The sequence below is a fragment of the Erythrobacter sp. WG genome, from assembly GCF_026586795.1.
Classification (GTDB): Bacteria; Pseudomonadota; Alphaproteobacteria; order Sphingomonadales; family Sphingomonadaceae; genus Erythrobacter.
The window spans coordinates 1-20,291 of the sequence record NZ_JAPFGY010000030.1 but is presented as its reverse complement, the minus strand read 5'-3'; the positions used below and the strand labels follow the sequence as shown (position 1 = coordinate 20,291).

Genomic DNA, 20,291 nt, shown 5'->3' with positions numbered 1-20,291 from the left:
GCCTTGGCGGTCCGTCCGCGCGCGTGTAAGGGCGCGCGCATGATCGATATCGCCTCCGTCAGCCTCGCCCAGCCGCTTGAAACCATCGCCGACGAACTCGGCCGCAGCTTCGGCGAATACGGCTTTGCCGTGGTGCGCGATCACGGCATCCCGCAGGACCTGATCGACGAGGCGGAGCGCGTCTCGCGCGCCTTCTTCGCGCTGCCCGACGCGGTGAAACGCGCCTACAAGATCGAGGGCAAGGGCGGCGCACGCGGCTACACCCCGTTCGGCACCGAAAAGGCCAAGGACGCCGAGGTCTTCGACCTCAAGGAATTCTGGCACGTCGGCCGCGACCTGCCCGAGGGCCACCCGCTCGGCGCCTACATGGACCCCAACGTCTGGCCCACCGAGGTCGAGGGCTTCCGCGAGACGATGACCGCGCTGTTCGCCGCCTTCGAGACGGCAGGCGCCCGGGTGCTCGAGGCGATCGCGCTGCATCTCGGCCGTCCGCGCGATTTCTTCGCCGCCTCGGTCGAGGACGGCAACTCGGTGATGCGCCTGCTCCACTATCCCCCGCTCGCCGAGGGCGCGCCCGAGGGTGCGATCCGCGCCGCCGGACACGAGGACATCAACACCATCACCCTCCTCCTCGGCGCAGAGGAGGCGGGGCTCGAACTGCTGACCCGCGCGGGCGAATGGCACGCGGTCGACGTGCCCCCGGGCGCGCTGGTCATCAATGTCGGCGATATGCTCCAGCGCCAGACCAACGGCCGCCTGCGCTCGACCACCCACCGCGTGGTCAACCCGCGCGGGGATGCGGCGCGGCGGGCGCGCTTCTCGATGCCGTTCTTCCTCCATTTCCGGCCGGACTTCCTGATCGAGGCGCTGCCGGAATGCGTCGATCCAGCCGGTGCGAATCCCCCCGCGCCCCCGATCACCGCGCATGATTACCTCATGCAGCGCCTGCGCGAGATCAACCTCGCCTGATCGCTCCCAGAGCACCGTTGAACTTCCAGAAAAAATTGAATCGCGGCGTTGCTGCGATGCAACACACGCGCTCAGAAGCCGCGCAATTCCGAGAGTTCTCTGGAAATCTGCGCGTCCGGCAGTAAGGAACCGCCGCGTCGGGGCATGGCGTTTCATGAAACTGTCACAGAACAGTCGCTTTGCCGCAAGCGTACCGGCCTAACGCGAAGGCCGCATCACACCAGTTTCGTTCTCAACTCTCTCCACTGACCCAGGGGCCTTGAACCATGAAGCTTAAGTATCTCCTTGCGGCGAGCCTCGTCAGCCTGGCGGCGACGACCACCATCGCCACCCCGGCCTTCGCGCAGGAAACCACCTCCTCGGTGCGCGGCACCGTCACCGACGACAACGGCAACGCGCTTGCCGGTGCGACCGTTACCGTCACCCACGTCCCCTCGGGCACGACCTCGACGCAGACGACCGACGCTGCCGGTTCCTTCAACGCGGCGGGTCTGCGTCTGGGCGGTCCGTTCAACGTCACCGTCGTCGCCGACGGCTTCGAGACCGCAAGCCAGGAAATCGGCTTCCTCACTGCCGGCCAGGCCCAGCGCATCAGCGTCGCGCTCGCGCCGCAGGGGCAGACCATCGTCGTCTCGGGCACCCGCACGCGTTCGGCGATCACGCTTTCGACCGGTGCCGCGAGCGTTTTGAGCGCCCGCGACATCCTCGGCGTCGCCAACGTCAACCGCGACATCCGCAACCTCGCCGCGCGCAACCCGCTGGTGAACCTCGACGCCACCAACGGCGGCGCGATCAGCATCGCCGGCGCCAACAACCGCTACAACCGCTTCACCATCGACGGCGTCGCCTTCGGTGACCCGTTCGGCCTCGAGGCCGGCGGTCTCGTCTCCGCACGCGGCCCGGTGCCGCTCGATGCGATCGGCGAATTCGCCGTCGAAATCGCGCCCGTCGACATCCAGCAGGGCTTCTTCCAGGGCGGCGCGATCAACGCGCAGCTCAAGTCGGGCGGCAACCGCTTCACCTTCCTGGGCGGCGCCTACTACCAGAACGACGATCTGCGCGGCACCCGTGCCCGCGAACTGACCCGCGTGGGTGCGTTCGATTCGCAGATCTACACCGCGCAGGTCACCGGCCCGATCATCAAGGACAAGCTGTTCTTCGCCGTCACCTACGAGCGCACCCGTGACACCGTCCCGGCCGACGTCGATCCGGGCCAGCTCGGCATCACCCAGGCGCAGATCGACCAGATCGGCCAGATCTCCCAGGGCACCTACAACTTCAACACGCTGGGCGTCGCCAACGACATCGTCGAGAAGGACGACAAGCTCGTCACCAAGCTCGACTGGAACATCGCCGACGGCCACCGCCTGACCGCGACCTACATTTGGAACGAGAGCTCGCTGCTCGCCGGCCAGACCGGTGTCGGCCAGATCAACGCCAACAACCCGACCTACAACCTGCTGTCGAACAACTACACGCAGGGTGCGGTCAACCACTTCGGCATGATCCAGTCGAACAACCAGTGGTCGGACAACTTCTCGACCATGCTGCGCGTGTCCTATGCCGATTACGTGCGCCTGCAGGTGCCGATCGGCGGCAACACCAGCTTCGGCGAATTCAACGTCTGCCTCGAGAACGTCGCCACCGCGCCGCCGCTGGTCTGCCCGAACGGCGTGCGCCGCCTGCGCTTCGGCCCGGACCTCAGCCGCCAGGCCAACGAGCTCGACAGCCAGAGCCTGAACATCGAGTTCGCCGCGACGCTCAACCTCAACAACCACACCGTCAAGTTCATTGCCGAGCGTCGCCGTCAGGACGTCCGCAACCTCTTCGCGCAGCGCACCTCGGGCGTGTGGCTGTTCGACGGGATCAACGACCTCCAGGCCCGCCGCGCCAACGAGCTTGACTTCGCGGTGCCGCTGCGTGGCGGGATCGAGACCGTGACCGCCGATTTCCAGAACAACAGCTGGACCTTCGGCATCATGGACACGATCGACGTGACCGACAACCTGACCGTGGTTGCCGGGATGCGCTACGACCTGTTCGACACCCCGAGCGTGCCGTTCCGCAACGACGCCTTCCTCGGCCGCTTCGGCTTCCCGAACACCGGCACGCTCAACGGCCGCGACCTGTTCCAGCCGCGCTTCGGCGTGAACTGGAAGCCGACCGATCGTCTGACCGTGCGCGGTTCGGCGGGCATCTTCGGCGGCGGCAACCCGAACGTGTGGATCTCGAACAATTATTCGAACCCCGGTCCGACGATCGGCCGCGTCCAGGTGCGCCGCGTGCCCGGCGCGACCCCTGCCCAGGACACCTTCACCGTTGCCGGCGTCACCGGCCTCAGCCAGGCGCAGCAGAACGCCATTGGCGCGGCCACGCTCAACAACGTCTCGGGCGGCACCGGCATCCCGCAGGCGCTGATCGACGCGATCCGCACCACCGGCACCGCCGCCTCGCCGACCAACGCGCTCGACCCGAACTTCGAGCCGCTCTCGCAGTGGCGCTTCTCGGGCTCGATCGACTACGAGGCGAACTTCGGCAGCTTCCTGGGTGACGGCTGGAACCTCGGCGTCGACGTGGTCTATTCGAAGGTGCGCGATGCGCTCGAGTGGACCGACCTGCGCTCGGTGCCGAACGGCACGCTGCCCGACGGCCGCATCCGTTACAACGTGCTCGCCGGGCAGGGCACCACGGTCAACACCGACGTGCTGCTCACCAACACGGGTTTCGGCGACAGCTGGAACATCGTGGCGCGCTTCGACAAGCGCTTCGCCTCGGGCTTCTTCCTGAACGGCGCCTACACCTTCGGCGACGTGCAGGATCAGAACCCGGGCACCTCGTCGGTGGCGTTCTCGAACTACACCAACACCGCTGTGGGCATCGATTCGAACTTCGCCGCGCAGGGCATCTCGAACTACCAGCGTGACCACCAGTTCCGCCTGGTGGCCGGCTACGATGCCGAGCTGTTCGGTGACAACAACACCCGCATCGAGTTCTTCTACAACGTCCGTTCGGGCCAGCGTTACAGCTACACCTTCGCCGACCAGGCGGCAGGGACCGCCCGTTCGACCGTCCTCGGTGTGACCGGCCGCAACGAGCGTGGTCTGATCTACGTGCCGAACGTGAGCAGCCCGACCGCCGATCCGCGCGTGACCTACGCGCCGAACTTCGACTTCGCGGGCTTCCAGAACTTCGTGCGCAACTCTGAACTGAACAGGTATCAGGGCCAGATCGCGCCGAAGAACATCGGCGAGACGCCGTGGGTCCACAAGCTCGACCTTGCGGTGCGTCAGGAAGTGCCGTTCGCCTTCGGCGGCAAGATCGAACTGTCGATGGAAATGGAGAACGTCCTCAACTTCATCGACAAGGACTGGGGCACCATCCGTCAGGTCGGCTTCCCCTACACCGCGCCGATCGTGAACGTCGCTTGCCTCACCACCGGCGGTGCGGTGGCGACCGTTGCGCAGCCCTGCACGCAGTATCGTTATGAAAACCGCGTCACCACGGGGGCGAACGCCAACCGCTTCGTCGCGCCGGTGGAAGCCACCCAGATCAACGGTTCGCTGTGGGGCGTCCGCTTCGGGGTGCGCGTCAAGTTCTGATCGCGGTCTCGCTGAGACTCATGAAAGGGCGGCCCGGCAACGGGCCGCCCTTTTGCTTTGGTGGTCCGCTCTTTCCTGCCTGACCGGGGGGCGAAGCGGCTTCCACCTGGAGCATGAGGACCGTTCGCGGCAGGAAAGCGCCTGCGTCCGGCGGTGCCTCAGGCCCGGTCCGCGCCGCTGCCGGATGCAGCAGCCGTCGTCGCGGCAGCGGCCAGCAGGGCCTCGGCAAGCGGGGTGAGATCGCGCGGCGCGGGGATGGCTGTCAGCGCACGTTCGAGCACGCTTGCCGCCTCGCCCAGCGCCGTCTCGTCGAACAGCGCGGCGCTGCCGGCGAGCCTGTGGAGCAGCCGCGCGAGCTCCCCTCGGCGCGCATCGGGCGGTGTGGCGGCCTCGGCGAGCCAACCCTCGGCGAGAGCCTCGCGCACCGCCGCCAGCGTCTCGGTGCGCCGCTTCCGCCAGCGCGCGACCAGATGCGGCGAGCGCGAGCGCGCCGGAAGCGCCGCGCCGGAGGGCTGCTCCGCATCCTCGACGATGCGGGTCGGCAGCCAGCGTTGCAGCGTCCGGGCGAGCTTGGCGAAATCGACCGGCTTGGCCAGATGGCCCTGCATCCCCGCCTCGCGCGCGGCGGCGACATCCTCGGGGAAGGCATTGGCGGTGAGCGCGATCACCGGCAGTTCGCCGGGGCCGATCCCCTCGGCCCGGATCGCGCGGGTGGCATCAAGGCCGTCGCAGTCGGGCATCTGCACGTCCATCAGCACGAGATCGTAGGGACGCCCGCGCATCACCGAATCGATCACCATCGCGATCGCCTCGTTGCCGTCATGCGCCAGCGCCACCTCCTGGCCGCACCGCTCGAGCATCTCGCTGACGAGGATGCGGTTGATGTCGTGATCCTCGACCAGCAGGATGCGCGAGGAACCGGGGAGGTCGGGCACCACGTCCGCCTCCATGCCGCCACGGCCAGAAGCCGGCTCGTCCGCGAGGTCGCGCAGCGCCGGATCGGGACGCGGCGCGACGAGCGTCGCTGGCAGCACCAGCGTGAAGCGCGATCCTTCGCCCGCCTCGCTCTCCACTTCGATCCGTCCGCCGAGGAGCCCCGCGAGCTGGCGGCTGATCGACAGGCCGAGCCCGGTCCCGCCATAGCGGCGCGCGGTCTGGCTCTCGCCCTGGGTGAAGGGGTGGAAGATCGTCTCGAGCTGGCGCGGGCTGATCCCGATGCCGGTGTCGGCGACCGTCACCCGGAGATCATGCCCGGCGAGCACGGCGAGGATGCGGATGCCACCGCGCTCGGTGAACTTGACCGCGTTGCCGATCAGGTTGAGCAGGATCTGCCGCAGCCGCAGCCCGTCGGTCAGCAGCCAGTGCGGCGCCGCGCTGCCGCCCTCGAGAAGCACGATGTCGAGCGTCAGGCCCTTGCGTGTCGCAGCCGGGCGATGCAGCGCCGCGCATTCGGCGAGGCAGGCCGCCAGATCGACCGGCGCGCGGTCGATCGCGAACTGCCCGCTCTCGATCTTGCTGAGATCGAGCACGTCGTTGAGCAGCATCATCATCGACCGGCCGGACTGGACGATCAACTCGGCGAAGCGGCGCTGGTCCTCGGCCAGCTCGCCCTGGAGCATCAGCTCGGCGAAACCGAGCACGCCGTTCATCGGCGTGCGGATCTCGTGGCTCATGTTGGCGAGGAATTCCGATTTGGCGCGCGCCGCATTCTCGGCGTTGCGCCGCGCGCGGGTGAGGAGGAGCTCCAGCTCCACCCTTTCGGTCACGTCACGCGCGGCGATCACCACGCCTTCGCGCGCGCCGGTTTCGGGATTGGGGAAGACCGCGCAATCCGCCTCGATGAACACCGGCGTGCCGTCCGGCCCGTCGGCGAAGCGGCGATAGGTGACGCGCTCGCGCTCGCTCGTCCCGCCGACCAGCCGATCGAGCGCCTCGGCCACCCGCTCGTGCGTGTCGGGGTGGAGCCGCGCGGTGGCGTGCCGGCCGAGGAAGGTCTCGGGCGGCGCGCCCAGCACCTCGCGCACCGAGGGCGAGGCGTAAGTGCAGATGCCGTCGAGGTCGAAGCGCAGGATCGCATCGGTGACATTGTCGGCGAGCAGGTCGATCTCCTGCTTGCCGGCCTTGAGCCGCGCCATCATCCGGTCGCGCCCCGCCAGGATCGCGGCGACCGGCAGGCCAGTGAGGAAGTTCGCCGCGACGAAGGCCTGCAGGAGATGCAGCTGGGTGAGGCCGACCCCCTCGGCGGCGTGCGCGATCGGCCCCAATCCCGCCACCGTCATTACCGCCGCGACCAGCGCCACAGCCGCGACATGGAGCGCGGTGCCGAGACTGCCCAAGCGGAAGGCGTGAAGGAGGGTGATCGGCTGGATCAGGAACAGCAGGGGCGAGTGCCCCTGCCGGAACACCAGGAAGGCGCACAGCATCCCGCCCGCAAGCAGCGCGATCCGCTCGGCCGGCGCGGCCGGGGCGGGCGGCAGCGTGCCGCGCCAGCGGTCCACCAGCAGCAGCGCGGCGGGCACGATCAGCACCATCGCCATGCTGTCGGTCAGGAACCACGTCACGAGCCCGTCACGCAGCGCTGCAAAACCCGGACCCATCGCCGGGATGATCATCAACGCCGAGACCAGCGGGCCGACAAGCCCTCCGGCCCAGACCAGCCGGCCGAGATCGGACAGGCGGTTCATGTCCGGCTCCCCGCGCCCGGGCAGGCGCGTCAGCGCCAGCACGATCACGATCTCGACCACGTTGGCGAGCGAGAAGACGAGGGCGATCTGGTCCGGCAGGTTCTGGACGACATTGGCCGCGAGGCTCGCGGCAAAGCAAGCGAGGAGCAGCGGCAGCTCGTTGCCGATCCGGGATCGCAGCATGAGCGCGACGACGCAGGCATTGGGCAGCCACACGGGACTGACGCTGTCTCCGGCTTGGGCGAGCCAGAGGCTGATGCAGGCGAGAACCCAGTAGCCGAAGCCGCCGACCAGCGCGGCGAGCAGGCTGGCATTGTCTAGCGGACCGGCAGCGATCCGGACCGCGCCGATCATTCGGCCGAGCGCGGGCAAGGGGCCGCCGCCGCCTGCGCCGAGCGCCCCCCGGATGCCGTCTGCTGGCTGTTTGGCGGATGCGGGGCTCACGAAGGCGGCGGCGAACGGCGCGCAAATCTCCGGCAAACCGGCCGCCTGCGGGATGGCTCCGGCAAGGCCTTGCAGCGCAGTCTGCGCCCTGCCCTCGGGACGCGTGCTCCAGGCGAGGCTTGCCCTTGCCGCCTTGACGGGCCCGACGTCCGGAGCGCTCCTTGCCCCTTTGGCCGCTTCGGCATCGGCCTCTGCATATCCGGCCGCCGCGTCCGGCGTGCTGGCCGGGGCTTCGGCGGGGTCCTGCGCAGTCTCGCCCTCGGTCGCGGGCGCGGGCGCGTGCTCGGGCGCAGGCGCAAAAGCGGGATCGGCGAGGGCATCCCCTGCGCCGGGCTCCGCTTCGGCACCGGCGCGGTCGTCCGCACCGTGCCGGTCATGATCCATCGCGCGCTCGATCGCTGCGCTCCATCGCCAGTTGCCGCGCGTCTGTTATAGAGCGGTCGACGGGATTGCGGGGAGAAGCGCATCCGTTTCGGAGCGTTTGCGGAGCGAGGGCCTGTGGGATCAGCGGAGAATCATGGAACCGGGAGAGGGTATGGCGCGCGTCGTCGTCGGCCGAGCCTGCCGCTGATCGCGGTGATCGTGCTGGCCCATGCCGCCGCGCTCTACGGCCTCGCCCGCGCGCTGGTGCCCGATGTCACGGCCTCGGCGGTGGCGCAGGTGGTCTCGGCCTTCAGCGTGTCCGAGCCGCCCCCGCCTCCACCCCCGCCACCGCCCGAAATCCCGTCCGAACCCGACCGGGGTGCCGCAGGCGATCCGGGCCGGGAGGCTGTCGCGAGGCCCGTGGCGGTGCCCTCGCCGAAGATCGAGGTCAGGCGCGATCCGCCGGCACCGCGCGCGGCGTCGACCGGGATCGCCAGCCTCTCGGGCGCGGCGGCGGCGGGCGAGGGCACGGGCGCGGGCGGCGAAGGGGAGGGGACCGGCAGCGGAACGGGCGGCGACGGGCGCGGCAGCGGCGCGGCGGCGACGAGGCCGGTGCTGGTTTCCGGCACGATCGACAATGCGCGGGACTTCCCCGTGCCCTCCGGCGGCCGGGCCGCGCGGCGCGGCACCCAGGTTATCGTCCGCGTCACCGTCGGCACCGACGGGCGCGCGCGCGATTGCGCGGTCTACCGCGCCAGCCCCGATCCCGAGGCCGATCGCATCACCTGCCAGCTTGTCGAGACCCGGCTGCGCTTCCGCCCCGCCACCGATGCCGAGGGCCGCCCGGTGCCGGCCCCCTTCTACTGGCGCCAGCAGTGGTTCTGACCCGCCGGCGGGCGCAAGACGGCAGCGCACGGCCACGCTGCCGATGCGCAGGGAAACCGCTTCAGGCTGCGGCGAGCAGACTTTCGATCTCGGCCATGCCGTAGGGCTTCTTCAGCACCGCGTCGGCCCCGAGCCGCTCGAACTGCCCTGCACCCTCGGCATAGCCGGTCGCCAGCACGAAGCGGATTCCCGCCGCGCGCAGGGCGGCGGCGATCGGTTCGGAGGATTCGCCGCCGAGGTTGAAGTCGATGATCGCGAAGTCCGGCGGATCGTCGGCGATCGCCGCCAGCGCGCCCTGGACCGAGCTTTCCAGCCGCACCGCGCCGACGCCGAGGCGCTTCAGGTTCTCCTCGGTGTCGAGGGCGATGATGATGCTGTCCTCGACCACCAGCACCCGCCCCGGTTGCGCCGCCGCCGCAGGGCGCGGCTCGGCGGCTGCGATCGACGGCGGCGGGGGAGGCGCGGCGCGGCGGAGCGCCGGATCGGCGACGGCGAGCCAGCGCGCGGGGATGAGGAAATCGGCCTCCACCCCGCCGAGCTTGTAGCGCACATCGGCTTCGCCCTTGAGATCGTGGGGGATGGTGCGGGTGATGATCGTCGAGCCGAACCCGTGGCGGGTCGGCGCGGTCACCGGCGGGCCGCCGCTCTCGCGCCAGGCCAGCGACAGGTCGCCGAAGGCGGTGTGGGCGAGGGTCACCTCGACCGAGCCCGCGCGCGCCGAGAGGCTGCCATACTTCGCCGCATTGGTCGCCAGCTCGTGGATCACCAGCGCGAGGATGGTGTAGGCCTCGGGGGAGACCATCACGTCCTCGCCGATGATGCGGTAGCGGGCGCGCTCGGCGCCGCTATAGGGGGCAAGCTCCGCGTCGATCAGGCGGATGAGGCTCGCCGGGCCCCAGTTTTTTTCCGTGATGTTGTCGTGCGCCATCGCCAGCGCGGCGATGCGGCCGCCGATGATCGCGGCGAAGCCGGAGACGCTCAGCGCCTCGGCCTGCGACTGGGAGACCAGCGCGCGGATCAGGCCGAGGATGTTGCGCACCCGGTGATTGAGCTCGGCAATCAGCAGGTCCTGCTGTTCGGCGGCGCGGGCACGCTCGCGCGTCAGGTCCTCGCTCATGCGCAGGATCACCTCGATCAGCGTGCGGCGCAGGCGGGCAGCGATCTCGCACTCGTCGGGGCTCCACTCGGTGCTTTGGCCGCGCACGGTTTCCGTCCACGCGGCGAAGCTGGCGCGCGGCTGGAGCAATTCGCCCGGCGCGGCGGTCGCCTTCGCGGGATCGCCGGCCCAGGTCACCACCCGTTCCAGCGGCCGGCGCCACAGCACCAGCGAATCCCGCGTGCCGCGCGACAGCGGCAGCACCAGCGCGCCCGCCGCGCGGTGCGCGAAGGCGCCGGCTTCCGGGATCTGGTCGGCAAGCCGCGCGGTCGCATGGGTCGCCCCGCCGAGCGTGCTGGCGAGCAGCGGGGCGATGGCGCGGAACTCGGCATCGTCGGGCGCTTCGCCGCTCGCTTGGTACTCGCCGTCAGCAAACAGCGAGATGCCGTCGTGCGGGATCGTGCCGCGCAGCAGCTCCTCGATCATCGGCAGGCTTTCGGCGAGGCTGACGCCGCCCGCCATCCGCAGCAGCAGCCGGTCGTTCAACTGCCGCGCGCGTTCGCGCACCGCCTCGGCCTGGGTCACCAGGATGCGGTCGAGCATCAGCGAGAAGGTCTGGCTGAGGAGCTCGGCCACAGTGCGCAGCGAGTAGGGCGGCAGGCGCGCCTCGCGGTGGTGGCAGGAGATCATGCCCCACAGACGCTCGTGCCGGACGATGGCGATGGCGAGGCTCGCGCCCACGCCCATGTTGCGCATATAGGCAAGATGCATCGCCGAGTGCGAGCGCAGCATCGACATCGACAGGTCGAGCGGCGTGTCGCCCGGGCCGAGCGCGGGCAGGATCGGCACCGCGTCGGCATTCATGTCGGCGATGATGCGGAAGCGGTTGCGCCGGAACAGCTCGCGCGCCTGCTGGGGGATGTCGGCGGCGGGGTATCTAAGTCCCTTGAAAGGCTCGAGATCCGCATGGGCGTCCTCGGCGATCACCTCGCCGCTTTCGTCGGGGTGGAAGCGGTAGATCATCACCCGGTCGTAGCCGGTCATCTGCCGCACCAGCCGCGCCGCGGTGTCGCACAGGGCGCCGACGGTGGTCGCCTGTTCGAGCTTGGCGATCACCGGCACGATCAGGCTGACGTGATCGGCGAACTCGCCGAGCGCATGGCGCTCGAACTCGATGATCGACAGCCCGCCGCTGATGTGCAGGGCGCAGTCGAAGACCTGATTTTGTCCTGTCAAATCAACGCCGAAGCGGCGCTCGATCAGGTCCGGACCGGCGGCTTCGGCGAGCGCGGCGGTGAGCACCGAAAGGGCATCGGGGGCGATGATGTCCGCCAAGAGGGTGCCCGGCTCGGGCTGCGCGGCAAGGCCGAGCAGATCGCCGACATTGGCCGAGGCATGGACGATCCGCCCCTCTTCATCGGCGGCGATCAATCCGCCGAAGCTCTGCACCGCGGCGATGTGGTGGATCGCCTCGCGGTCGCATTCGGTGAGCGTGTCGGTGCGCTGGTGGAGGTTCATGACTGCGTGCTTTCCGCCTGTCTTTCAGGCACTTGACCCCCGTCTGCCACCCCCAGGAAATGCGCGAAGACCGCCTCCGCCGCCTGCGTCGCGCCGGCCGCTTCGGCGGGGCTGGCGGGCTCGCCTTCGATCCGCGCGCGCAGGCCCTGCCAGAAGGCCATCATCGCCGCGTCGCCGAGGAATGCCATCGGCCAGACGCCGTCGCCGATCCGCTTCACCTGCCGCCCGATCGCCGCATTGCCGAGCGCCGATCCGGCCAGCACCCAGGCCACCCCCAGCGCCGAATGTTTCACGTGAAACACGCCTGCAAGCGGGGGGCTGGAGGGGGTGTAACCGGGGTCGAAGGGGGGGCTGGCAGGGGGCAAACCCGTCCCGAGCGCCGACAAATCCCGGGCGATGAGCGGGGTCTGGAGCGGGGGGCGCAGATCGGCCGGCGCGTGCTCGGCCAGCCACGCCTCGACCGGCACGCGCGCGGCGTGCTGCAAGCCGAGGAAGCGCGCATAGTCGCTGCGGGTCTGCCAGCCGCTCGCCGCCTGCATCGCGTGATCGAGCAGATCGTGCGCCGCCATCGTCGCCGCGCGCAGGTGGTGCCGCAGGCTTTCGCCCGCTACCCCCTTGTCCTTGATCCGAGTCATGGGACCCGTCCTTCCTGCCCGAACGGCTTTCCAAGCCGATCCGCCTCACGATCCCGGGAGAGGCAAATAAGGCAAACGTCGTGTCCCTCGGTATGACACGGATCAAATCTTAAAGCAATTGCAGGTAAGCCCGTCGGGCCGCGCCGCGGCGGGCCTCAGGGCGCGAGCAGACGGCCGGCTTCCTTCTTGACCGCGGCCTCCAGCGGGCCGCGCATCACGCTGAGCAGCAGCGGCAGATCCATCGCGATCACCACCTCGGTCTCGCCCACCAGCACCTCGCCGGGGATGGTCTGCCCCATCACCTCGGTGTTGATGACCATGCGGTCCTCGCTGGTCCAGTTGGTGCTGACCCTGGCGAGGCCCGCCGGGAAAAAACCGCCGATCTCGTCCGCGTGCTTGTGCATCCTGCGGCGCACCTCGTCCTTGCCGAGGTTGTGGGGAAGGGCGACGCGCATGGCCTAGCGCTCCTGCTTGGTGGGAAGGGCGGAGAAATCGGGCAGCGGCACGCCGGTGTCCGGCATCCCTGAGGCATCCTCCAGCACCTCGGCCCCGCCATAGCGGTATTCGAGATAGCGGCTCTTGATGGCGAGGTCGTCGAGCGCGCCTTCCGCGAGCCGCCGCGTCACCCGGTCGACCTCGCCCGAAAGCTTGGTGAGGCTCTCGACGAGGCGCTCGTCGGCGGTCTTGCCGGCATATTCCTCGCCGCGAAGATGCGCGGGAATCTTGCGGTAGTTGTCGATCGTCTCGGGGATGTATTCGCCCACCAGCTCGCGCACCTCGGCCATCGCCGGCTCGTCGTCGCCAAGGCCCTTCAGTTGCAGCCCGAGCGCATCGAGCTGCACGCCGAGCTGGTCGACCAGCGCCTGCGCGGGCGGCGGCAGAGTGGGGCGCTGCGCCTCGAGCCAGATTTCGGTGCGCGCGACCATCTGGCCGGGGTTGCCCTGCTTCAGTTCGGCGCGCTGCGGCACCTTCACCTTGCCCGTCGCCGCGAACATGGCGAAGATGAAGGCGGTCAGCGCGACCACCGTCATCACCCCCCAGAAGCCGATCCCGCCGATGATCGCACCCGTGATCCCGGCCCCGACATAAAGCGCGAGCAGCGCGAGCACGATGTTGCGCGCCTTCTTGAGCAGCGCCTTCGTCTTGACCTCGGCCGAGGCCTTGCCGATGCTCTGCCCCCGGGGCGCGGGGCGGTGGGTGCCGCCCTCGCGCTGGGTGACGAGGCTGCGTTTCGCCTCGCGCAGGATGCGATCGGATTCGTGCGCGTTGTCGGGCATCAGCTATCCAGCGCCAGCAGCGAGGGCGTCTGCGAGGCGACCTTGGCCTGCGCCTGCGCCTGCCCTTCGGCGCGGGCGATGTAGCCCTTGGAACGTTCGACCTCGCTGGTCAGCACGTTGACCGTCTGCTTCATCGAATCCAGCGCGCGCACCTTGAAGGCGTCGACCTCGTCCATCGTGTCGTAGATGTTCTGGAAGGCGCGCTGGAGCGTCTCGAGCGGGATCGTGCTGGAGGCAGCCTGCTCGTGGATCTGCGCGGTCTGTTCGCGCAGCAGCGTGCTGGTCGAATCGATGATGTCGGCGGTGGTCTTGTTGAGCGCGGTGATCTGGCCGAGCACGAGGCGCTGGTTGGTCATCGCCTGCGCCACGGTCACCGCGGTGCGCAGCGCGCCGACCGTGGTGGTGCTGGCGCGGTCGACGCCCTTCACCAGTTCGACATTGTTCTTCTTGACGAGGTCGAGCGCAAGGTAGCCCTGCACGCTCACCGCCATCTGGGTCAGCAGGTCCTGCGTCCGCTGGCGGACGTAGAACAGCGCGCTTTCCCGCAGCGCCTTGGCCTTGGCCGGGTCCGAGCTGTCGAGTTCCAGCGCCTTCGCCTCGAGCCGTTCGTCGAGCCGCTTGGCGATGTGGATCATCTGCTCAAGCTCGCCCATCGCCGCCCACAGCTTCTGCCGCTCGGTGTCGATCGCGGCGTTATCGAGGTGCAGCTCCTTCTTGCCGCTTTCGAGCCGCTGGAGGATCGCCGCGATGTGCCCCTGCGCGGATGTGTAGCTGTCGAAGTAGTTCTTGATCTTGTTGCCGAAGGGGATGATCCCCAAAATCTTGCGCGGGCCTGAAAGCTTGCCCTGCCGGCCGGGATCGAGATCCTCGACCGTGCGGCGCAGTTCGGCGAGGTCCTTGCCCACGTTGCCGTCGGCATCCATCGCGCGCACCGGGCGGTCGAGGAAGCGGTTCGACATGGCGGCCGCCGCGCGGATCTGCTCCTGGCCCATGCGGGTGATCTGGTCGACCTTCTCGCCGAACTGGGGCGAATTGGCATCGGCCGAGACGAGTTCGGCAACGAAGGCATCGACCTTGGTGTCGAGCTTCGACTTCTGTTCGGTGGTGACGGGCACGAGGCCCGCGGCCTGTTCGGGCTGGACCTGGGGCACCGGATCGGGCGGGGTGAGGGTGAACTCGGTCGCGGTCGCGGTCTTGGTCTCGGTGCTCATTGTCGTGCCTCGTGCTCCCTGTCGCCCGCAGTTTTCGCGCGCGCTTCGTGCTGTATTAGTGATCTAAGACACGCCTTTCAAGCGCGCGCCGCCATGGTAGGCGCGAATGGCCCCCCGCGTCCATGCCCGCCGTCGCGCGGCAGACGGACGGCGGATCGCTTCGGCCCGCTCCCGGGGGTGGCGGGCGGGCTGGTGACGGGCGCCTGGGCAAACGGCATGGGCTACGGGCCCGAGCTCCTCGCCATCGAGACCCTGCCCGACGTGTTCCGCACGCTCGGCAACGTCACCGCCGACATGGCGGTGATGCGCCTCGCCGGCCGCCGCCGTGCGGTGGCGGGCGAGGCCTGACCCCCCCGGCTTGGCAGCATGGCAGAGGGCGGCTAACCCGGTTGCCATGTTCGGCAGTTTCCGAGGCCCGCGATGAACGACACCACCGCCGCCGCCGCCGGCGCGCCGCCCACCCCGCTCGCCCGGGCGCGGGCGTGGTGGCGCGCGCATATCGGCGAGGCGGTCGACCAGGCCGAGGTGACCGAGCGCCGCCGCGAGGACGGCCGCCTGTCCGAACACTACCTGTTCATGACCGCGATGAGCGGCGCCATCGCCATCCTCGGCCTGCTGCTCTCCAGCCCCGCCGTGGTGATCGGCGCGATGCTGATCTCGCCGCTGATGGGGCCGATCATCGGACTGGGCTTCGCGCTCGCCATCGGGGACTGGGCGTGGGTCAGGGATTCGCTGCGCACGCTGGCCATCGGCGCGGCTCTGGCGGTGCTGCTGAGCGCCGCGCTGGTGTTCGTCTCGCCGATCCAGGCCGTCACCCCGGAAATCGCCGCGCGCACCCGGCCCAACCTCTTCGACCTCTTCGTGGCGCTGTTCTCGGCGCTTGCCGGGGCCTATGCGATGATCCGCGGGCGCGAGGGCGCGATCGTCGGCGTCGCCATCGCCACCGCGCTGATGCCGCCGCTGGCGGTGGTCGGCTACGGCCTTGCCACCTGGAACGGGACGGTGTTTTCCGGCGCGCTGCTGCTGTTCGTCACCAACTTCATCACCATCGCCTTCACCGCCTTCGGCATGGCCCGCCTCTACGGCTTCCGCGCAAGGCTGTCGCGCCGCCAGTCGCGCTGGCAGAGCATCATGGTGGTGGTGGTGCTGATGGCGCTGGCGGTGCCGCTCGGTTTCACCCTCCAGCGGATCGCCTGGGAAGCCAACGCGCAGCGCATCGTGCGCGCCGAGATCCGCGCGCTGGCCGACGAACGCGCGCAGCTCGATGCGCTGGAGATCGATTTCGCCGCCGAGCCCGTTACCGTCCACGCCGTGCTGTTCACCCCCGTGCTGCGCCCCGAGATCAACGGCGCGGTCGAGCGCGTGCTCGGCGAACGGCTGGGCGAGCCGGTCAAGCTCGATCTCGTGCAGTATCAGGTCGGCACCAGCGCGACCGATGCCGAGCGCGCGCAGCTCGCCTCGGCGCGCGAGCGTGACGAGCGCAGCGCCGCGCGGCGGCTCGATGCGCTGGCCTTGCGGCTCGCGCTGGCGGCGGGGGTGACCCCGAACGAGGTGCTGATCGACGAGGGTCGCCGCCGCGCACTGGTGCGGGCGCGGCGGCTCGAGGGGGCGGAACTCGCGACCTACCGCGCGCTCGAGGGCCGGATCACGGCGAGCGAGCCCGAATGGCGCATCGAACTGGTCCCGCCCCCTGCGGCGCTGGTGGGGTCCGCCACCATCCCCGGCGGCCCTGAGGGCGAGGCCGCGCTCGCCACCATCGCCTGGGCCGCGCAGCGGCTGGAACGCGGCGTGGTGCTGACCGGTCCGGCCGCGGAGGCCGAGGCCGCCGCCGCCGTGCTGCGCGAAAGCGACGTGACGGCCGAGACCCGCCCTGGCCCCGCGCCCCTTCGTGCGAGCTGGGTCAGCGAGGCTGAGTAGGCGCGTCCTCTCTGGCGCGGCCTTGGAACAAAAACGGATGTTCGGCTGGCGACCCCAATTCCGCCATTCGCGCAGCTGATTTTGGGCGCCTCAGCCGCGGTAGGAAATCACCGTGCCGGAGAGGTTCTCGATATACCCGGGAGGAAGTTTATAGGCGATCGCGTAGAAGCCGGCAGCTTCTGCATTTGGACCAAGCAAAGCGACGCTGTCATACGATAGATCGGCCATCCCAAGCCGGGCAGTCGCTCTTTTCTATCCATCGGGATTGAATTCAGGTACAGCCAGCCCCTGAATATTTACCCCGTAGCCGCGATTATATGGATCTAGCGAAAGTATAGCGAGAAAGAGATCTCGGTTCATGGTCGCCTACTTTCGCTGCAGAAATTGCGTTTCTGACGGGAATCTTTTGTAAAATGGTCCATCGCGATTGATGTCATGGTTCCACATGTCATCCAACCACCCCAACCGCTCCTCAATCCCCGTCGTCACATCATCATCGGTGACCTCGACCACGATCCGCTTCAGCCGCACGCCCGGCCCGAAGCTTGCGGCAAGGTTTGTCGGATCGACGCGGGTGACACTGGTGGGGTTCTGCATGTCCCCGAAGGTCACGAGCAGCGGATAGTCCTTAGGTGCCACCTCGGCAGGCGAAGTGATGCCGTTGCCAGACGCGATCCGCTGCGCGCTGTCCTTTTTGTTGTTGGCATAGGCCGGGTCCATCGCCTTCATCGACATGATCGCAAGATTGTCGTCAGAACTTGTCCCGTTTGCCATCCGCAGCAGGGCGAACAGCACCCTGCCATTGCCGAGGTCCACCATCGTAGCTTCGCCTTTGAACTGCGTGTCCGATGACGTGCCACCAGTCAGAAGGTCACTAGTCGTGAAACCCCGGACCGCATAAACGCTTGATCCGGTATTCAATCCTTGGGGGGTGTCGACCTCGACAGTCATCCTGAAGCGATAGCTGTTGCCCCCGAATAGGCCGCACCCTGAAAGCAAGGCAGTCGCCCCGCCCGCCAGCACACCCAGAACCCCGCGCCGCGCCATCATTCGCCCACCTTCTCAAGATGCGTACCACTACAAAAGAGAGCGCATTGCCCGCAACCTACAGGCCGGGACGATCGGAGGTAAAGCACAGAATTGCGAATGCTTGTGCCAACAGTGGGCTGTTAAAACCCGCCATTCCGGTTCCCACCCACGATCCGCCACTAACGCAAACCCGCCGACTGCCCGAAAGCGGACACTGCCCCGCGTCGGGATAGGCGCATGACGGCGCAAAGGGGCACGCAGAGAAGACGTACCCCGCCCCGGGCTCGGCCCGGAGCCCGCTGCCTTGCGCTCGGTGATCGGTCTCGGGAAGACGCTGCGCCCCGGGTCGAGCCCGGGGCGGGAGTGTGGGTCTAAGCCGCGAGGTCGATCGGGACGATCTCGCCGGCGAGGTACAGCTTCTTCGCCTTTGCGCGGCTCAATTTGCCCGAGCTTGTGCGCGGCAGGGTACGGGGCGGGACGAGCTCGACGATGCAGCTCATGCCGGTGACCGAGCGGACCTTGTCGGCGATCTGGTCGCGCAGGCGCAGGCGCTCCTCGGGGTCGGAGACCTTGCAGTGGACCAGCACGGCGGGAGCCTCCTCGCCGTTCTCCATCTCGATGGCGAAGGCGGCGATGTCGCCGTGGTTGAAGCCGGGCAGCTGCTCCACCGCCCACTCGATATCCTGCGGCCAGTGGTTCTTGCCGTTGATGATGATCATGTCCTTCGCCCGGCCGACGATGAACAGATAGCCCTTGGCCGTGTAGCCCATGTCCCCGGTGTCGAGCCAGCCGTCCTGCAGGCAGTCATTGGTGGCGTCTTCGTTGCGGAAATAGGAGTGCATGACGCTCGGGCCCCGGCACCACACCTTGCCGATCTGGTGATCGCCCTTGGCCGCGCCGTCCTCGCCCCGGATCTGCACCTCCATGTCGGGCAGCGGCTTGCCGCAATTGACGATCGCGCGGTAGCGCGCCGGGCGGGAGAGATCGCGCGGGGCGCCGGAAAGGCGCTCTTCCTCGACCAGTTCGACCCGGATGCCCTCGCCCGGCGGCATGACGGTCACCGCCAGCACCGCCTCGGCGAGGCCATAGGACGGAGTGAAGGCCGAAGCCTTGAAGCCGGCGGGCGCGAAGGCGTTGACGAAGTTCTGCATGACGTCCGGCCGGATCATGTCCGCGCCGTTCCCCGCGATCCGCCAGCGCGAGAGGTCGAAGCGTTCGGCGACGTTCGACTGGCTCGAGATGCGGCGCGCGCAGATGTCGTAGCCGAAGGTCGGCGAATAGGAGAGCGAGTTGCCCTTGTTGCGGCTGATCATGTCGAGCCATGCCAGCGGCCGCCGCGCGAAGGCATCGGGCTTGATGTAGTCGGCCGAGACCTGGTTGGCGACCAGCGACAGGAAGCACCCGACGAGGCCCATGTCGTGATACCACGGCAGCCAGCTCACGCAGCGGTCGCCCCAGCCGAGATTCATCGTCTCGGCATGGCCGAACAGATTGTGGAGCAGCGCGCGGTGGGTGACCGCGACCCCGGTGGGGAAGCGCGTCGAGCCGGAGGAATACTGCAGGTAGCAGATATCGTCGGGGTCCGCCTCGGGCAGGTCGCATTCGGGCGCGGCGCGGGTGGCGAAATCCTGCCAGCTCGCGGAAGCGCAGCCCTGCCGCGCGGCCGCCGCGCTCGCCATCTCGGCGATTTCCTCAGGGTAGAGGAGCAGCTTGGGATCCGAGCTCATCAGCTGGATCGCCAATTGGTCGATATAGTTGTCCTTGCCGCCGAAGGTGGTCGGCAGCGGCAGCGGCACGGGCCAGGCGCCGACATAGACGCAGGCGCAGAACAGCGCGGCGAAATCCGGGCCGGTCTCGGCGATCAGCGCGACGCGGTCCTCACGCCCGATCCCCGCCGCAACCAGCCGGCGGGCCATCACCAGCGCATCGGCGCGCATCTGGCGATAGGGATAGACCACCGCGAGCTCACCGCGCATATCGTGGAAGTTGAGGCCCTTGCGGCTCTGCGCGGCATAGTCGATCGCTTTGTTGAAGGTGGCAAAGCGCGCGCGGACCCGCGGCAGCTCGCAATCGTTCGGCGTCGGCGTCAAGGCGGCGTCGGTCATGATAGTCAGCGATACCCGTCAGTTGCGGCGCGTTTCATGGTGGCTCCCGGCTCGCGCTCTGGCATAACCCCGTGTCACCGGACATCATCCGGCGAGTTGAATAATTCGCATTTGATAAGGAAAGTGGCACGAATAAGGCGAAATGGTTTCAGGTAAAGCGAATTCGTCATTCCCCCGCCTTGGTGGCGGCGAGGATCGCCGCGCCGCCGGGCGCGGGGGCAAGCGGGCCAAGCCCCCGCTGACGGAGGCGAACTTGCGCGACCTGGCGCTCCATTACGCCGCCCGCTTTGCCTCGACCGGGGCGCGGCTCGAAGCCTATCTGGCCCGCAAGATCCGCGAACGTGGCCTCGCCGAGGACGCCGATGGGCGGATGATCGCACCCGATCTTCCCGCGCTCGTCGCCCGGCTGGTGGAACTGGGCTATGTCGACGACGATGCCTATGCCCGGATGCGTGCCCGCGACCTGGGCGGGCGGGGCTACGGCGCGCGCCGCGTCGAGGAGACGCTGCGCCACGCCGGGGTCGGCGAGGCCCTGCGCCGCGAACACGCGCCCGGCGAG

At 68.8% G+C, this 20,291-nt stretch carries 14 protein-coding genes and 1 pseudogene; 6 read left to right on the top strand and 9 right to left on the bottom strand.

What is annotated here, in order from left to right; genetic code table 11:
* Positions 1-39: 39 nt before the first annotated feature.
* Positions 40-969 (top strand): isopenicillin N synthase family dioxygenase, encoded by a 930-nt coding sequence (locus OPU67_RS13770; protein WP_267620598.1) that lies wholly within the window; start codon positions 40-42, stop codon positions 967-969.
* 266 nt (positions 970-1,235) lie between these two features.
* A complete protein-coding gene (locus OPU67_RS13765; protein WP_267620596.1) occupies positions 1,236-4,568 on the top strand; it encodes a TonB-dependent receptor in 3,333 nt (1,110 codons plus the stop codon).
* Positions 4,569-4,726: 158 nt separating this feature from the next.
* Here the strand turns inward: OPU67_RS13765 and OPU67_RS13760 are convergent, their stop codons facing one another.
* The gene (locus OPU67_RS13760) at positions 4,727-8,080 is read right to left on the bottom strand and encodes an ATP-binding protein (protein WP_267620594.1); all 3,354 of its coding nucleotides are present in this window, start codon (positions 8,078-8,080) and stop codon (positions 4,727-4,729) included.
* Positions 8,081-8,272: 192 nt separating this feature from the next.
* Between OPU67_RS13760 and OPU67_RS13755 the strand changes: the two genes are divergently transcribed.
* Positions 8,273-8,944, top strand: a complete 672-nt coding sequence (locus OPU67_RS13755; protein ID WP_267620592.1) for a TonB family protein — start codon at positions 8,273-8,275, stop codon at positions 8,942-8,944.
* A 61-nt stretch (positions 8,945-9,005) separates the two neighbouring features.
* Here OPU67_RS13755 and OPU67_RS13750 read toward each other — a convergent pair whose 3' ends face one another.
* The 5 genes from OPU67_RS13750 to OPU67_RS13730 all read right to left on the bottom strand — a co-directional run bounded on the left by OPU67_RS13750 (position 9,006) and on the right by OPU67_RS13730 (position 14,681).
* Positions 9,006-11,558, bottom strand: a complete 2,553-nt coding sequence (locus tag OPU67_RS13750; RefSeq protein ID WP_267620590.1) for an HWE histidine kinase domain-containing protein — start codon at positions 11,556-11,558, stop codon at positions 9,006-9,008.
* Entirely contained in the window at positions 11,555-12,193 is a 639-nt protein-coding gene (locus tag OPU67_RS13745) for a biliverdin-producing heme oxygenase (RefSeq protein WP_267620588.1), read from the bottom strand. The genes OPU67_RS13750 and OPU67_RS13745 overlap by 4 nt, the downstream gene beginning before the upstream one ends.
* Positions 12,194-12,348: 155 nt before the next feature.
* Positions 12,349-12,648, bottom strand: a complete 300-nt coding sequence (locus tag OPU67_RS13740) for a polyhydroxyalkanoic acid system family protein (RefSeq protein ID WP_267620586.1) — start codon at positions 12,646-12,648, stop codon at positions 12,349-12,351.
* Between the two features lie 3 nt (positions 12,649-12,651).
* A complete protein-coding gene (locus tag OPU67_RS13735) occupies positions 12,652-13,470 on the bottom strand; it encodes a hypothetical protein (RefSeq protein WP_267620584.1) in 819 nt (272 codons plus the stop codon).
* Positions 13,470-14,681 (bottom strand): toxic anion resistance protein, encoded by a 1,212-nt coding sequence (locus OPU67_RS13730; RefSeq protein WP_267620582.1) that lies wholly within the window; start codon positions 14,679-14,681, stop codon positions 13,470-13,472. The genes OPU67_RS13735 and OPU67_RS13730 overlap by 1 nt, the downstream gene beginning before the upstream one ends.
* A 192-nt stretch (positions 14,682-14,873) precedes the next feature.
* On the opposite strand from OPU67_RS13730, the gene OPU67_RS13725 reads away from it, so the two are divergent.
* Together OPU67_RS13725 and OPU67_RS13720 are read left to right on the top strand one after the other, a co-directional pair.
* Positions 14,874-15,029 carry a hypothetical protein gene (locus OPU67_RS13725; RefSeq protein WP_267620580.1) on the top strand — a complete coding sequence of 52 codons (156 nt, stop codon included), beginning with the start codon at positions 14,874-14,876 and terminating at the stop codon, positions 15,027-15,029.
* Between the two features lie 72 nt (positions 15,030-15,101).
* The gene (locus OPU67_RS13720) at positions 15,102-16,598 is read left to right on the top strand and encodes a TIGR00341 family protein (RefSeq protein ID WP_267620577.1); all 1,497 of its coding nucleotides are present in this window, start codon (positions 15,102-15,104) and stop codon (positions 16,596-16,598) included.
* Between the two features lie 90 nt (positions 16,599-16,688).
* On the opposite strand, the gene OPU67_RS13715 is transcribed toward OPU67_RS13720, so the two are convergent.
* The 3 genes from OPU67_RS13715 to OPU67_RS13705 all read right to left on the bottom strand — a co-directional run bounded on the left by OPU67_RS13715 (position 16,689) and on the right by OPU67_RS13705 (position 19,732).
* The gene (locus OPU67_RS13715) at positions 16,689-16,826 is read right to left on the bottom strand and encodes a hypothetical protein (protein ID WP_267620575.1); all 138 of its coding nucleotides are present in this window, start codon (positions 16,824-16,826) and stop codon (positions 16,689-16,691) included.
* Between the two features lie 138 nt (positions 16,827-16,964).
* Complete coding sequence (locus OPU67_RS13710) at positions 16,965-17,648, bottom strand: hypothetical protein (RefSeq protein ID WP_267620572.1); 684 nt, start codon at positions 17,646-17,648, stop codon at positions 16,965-16,967.
* Positions 17,649-17,998: 350 nt separating this feature from the next.
* A complete protein-coding gene (locus tag OPU67_RS13705; RefSeq protein WP_267620570.1) occupies positions 17,999-19,732 on the bottom strand; it encodes a fatty acyl-AMP ligase in 1,734 nt (577 codons plus the stop codon).
* A 142-nt stretch (positions 19,733-19,874) separates the two neighbouring features.
* Here OPU67_RS13705 and OPU67_RS13700 point away from each other — a divergent pair.
* A pseudogene (locus OPU67_RS13700) lies at positions 19,875-20,291 on the top strand (RecX family transcriptional regulator); the annotation flags it as partial.

What these genes read in the sequence shown, in the direction of transcription:
- OPU67_RS13740 (WP_267620586.1), bottom strand. Translation starts at nt 12,648, where the DNA reads ATGCGCGTCGCCCTTCCCCACAACCTCGGCAAGGACGAGGTGCGCCGC.
- OPU67_RS13760 (WP_267620594.1), bottom strand. Translation starts at nt 8,080, where the DNA reads ATGGATCATGACCGGCACGGTGCGGACGACCGCGCCGGTGCCGAAGCG.
- OPU67_RS13720 (WP_267620577.1), top strand. Translation starts at nt 15,102, where the DNA reads ATGAACGACACCACCGCCGCCGCCGCCGGCGCGCCGCCCACCCCGCTC.
- OPU67_RS13735 (WP_267620584.1), bottom strand. Translation starts at nt 13,470, where the DNA reads ATGCCCGACAACGCGCACGAATCCGATCGCATCCTGCGCGAGGCGAAA.
- OPU67_RS13765 (WP_267620596.1), top strand. Translation starts at nt 1,236, where the DNA reads ATGAAGCTTAAGTATCTCCTTGCGGCGAGCCTCGTCAGCCTGGCGGCG.
- OPU67_RS13715 (WP_267620575.1), bottom strand. Translation starts at nt 16,826, where the DNA reads ATGGCCGATCTATCGTATGACAGCGTCGCTTTGCTTGGTCCAAATGCA.
- OPU67_RS13770 (WP_267620598.1), top strand. Translation starts at nt 40, where the DNA reads ATGATCGATATCGCCTCCGTCAGCCTCGCCCAGCCGCTTGAAACCATC.
- OPU67_RS13750 (WP_267620590.1), bottom strand. Translation starts at nt 11,558, where the DNA reads ATGAACCTCCACCAGCGCACCGACACGCTCACCGAATGCGACCGCGAG.
- OPU67_RS13705 (WP_267620570.1), bottom strand. Translation starts at nt 19,732, where the DNA reads ATGACCGACGCCGCCTTGACGCCGACGCCGAACGATTGCGAGCTGCCG.
- OPU67_RS13730 (WP_267620582.1), bottom strand. Translation starts at nt 14,681, where the DNA reads ATGAGCACCGAGACCAAGACCGCGACCGCGACCGAGTTCACCCTCACC.
- OPU67_RS13745 (WP_267620588.1), bottom strand. Translation starts at nt 12,193, where the DNA reads ATGACTCGGATCAAGGACAAGGGGGTAGCGGGCGAAAGCCTGCGGCAC.
- OPU67_RS13710 (WP_267620572.1), bottom strand. Translation starts at nt 17,648, where the DNA reads ATGATGGCGCGGCGCGGGGTTCTGGGTGTGCTGGCGGGCGGGGCGACT.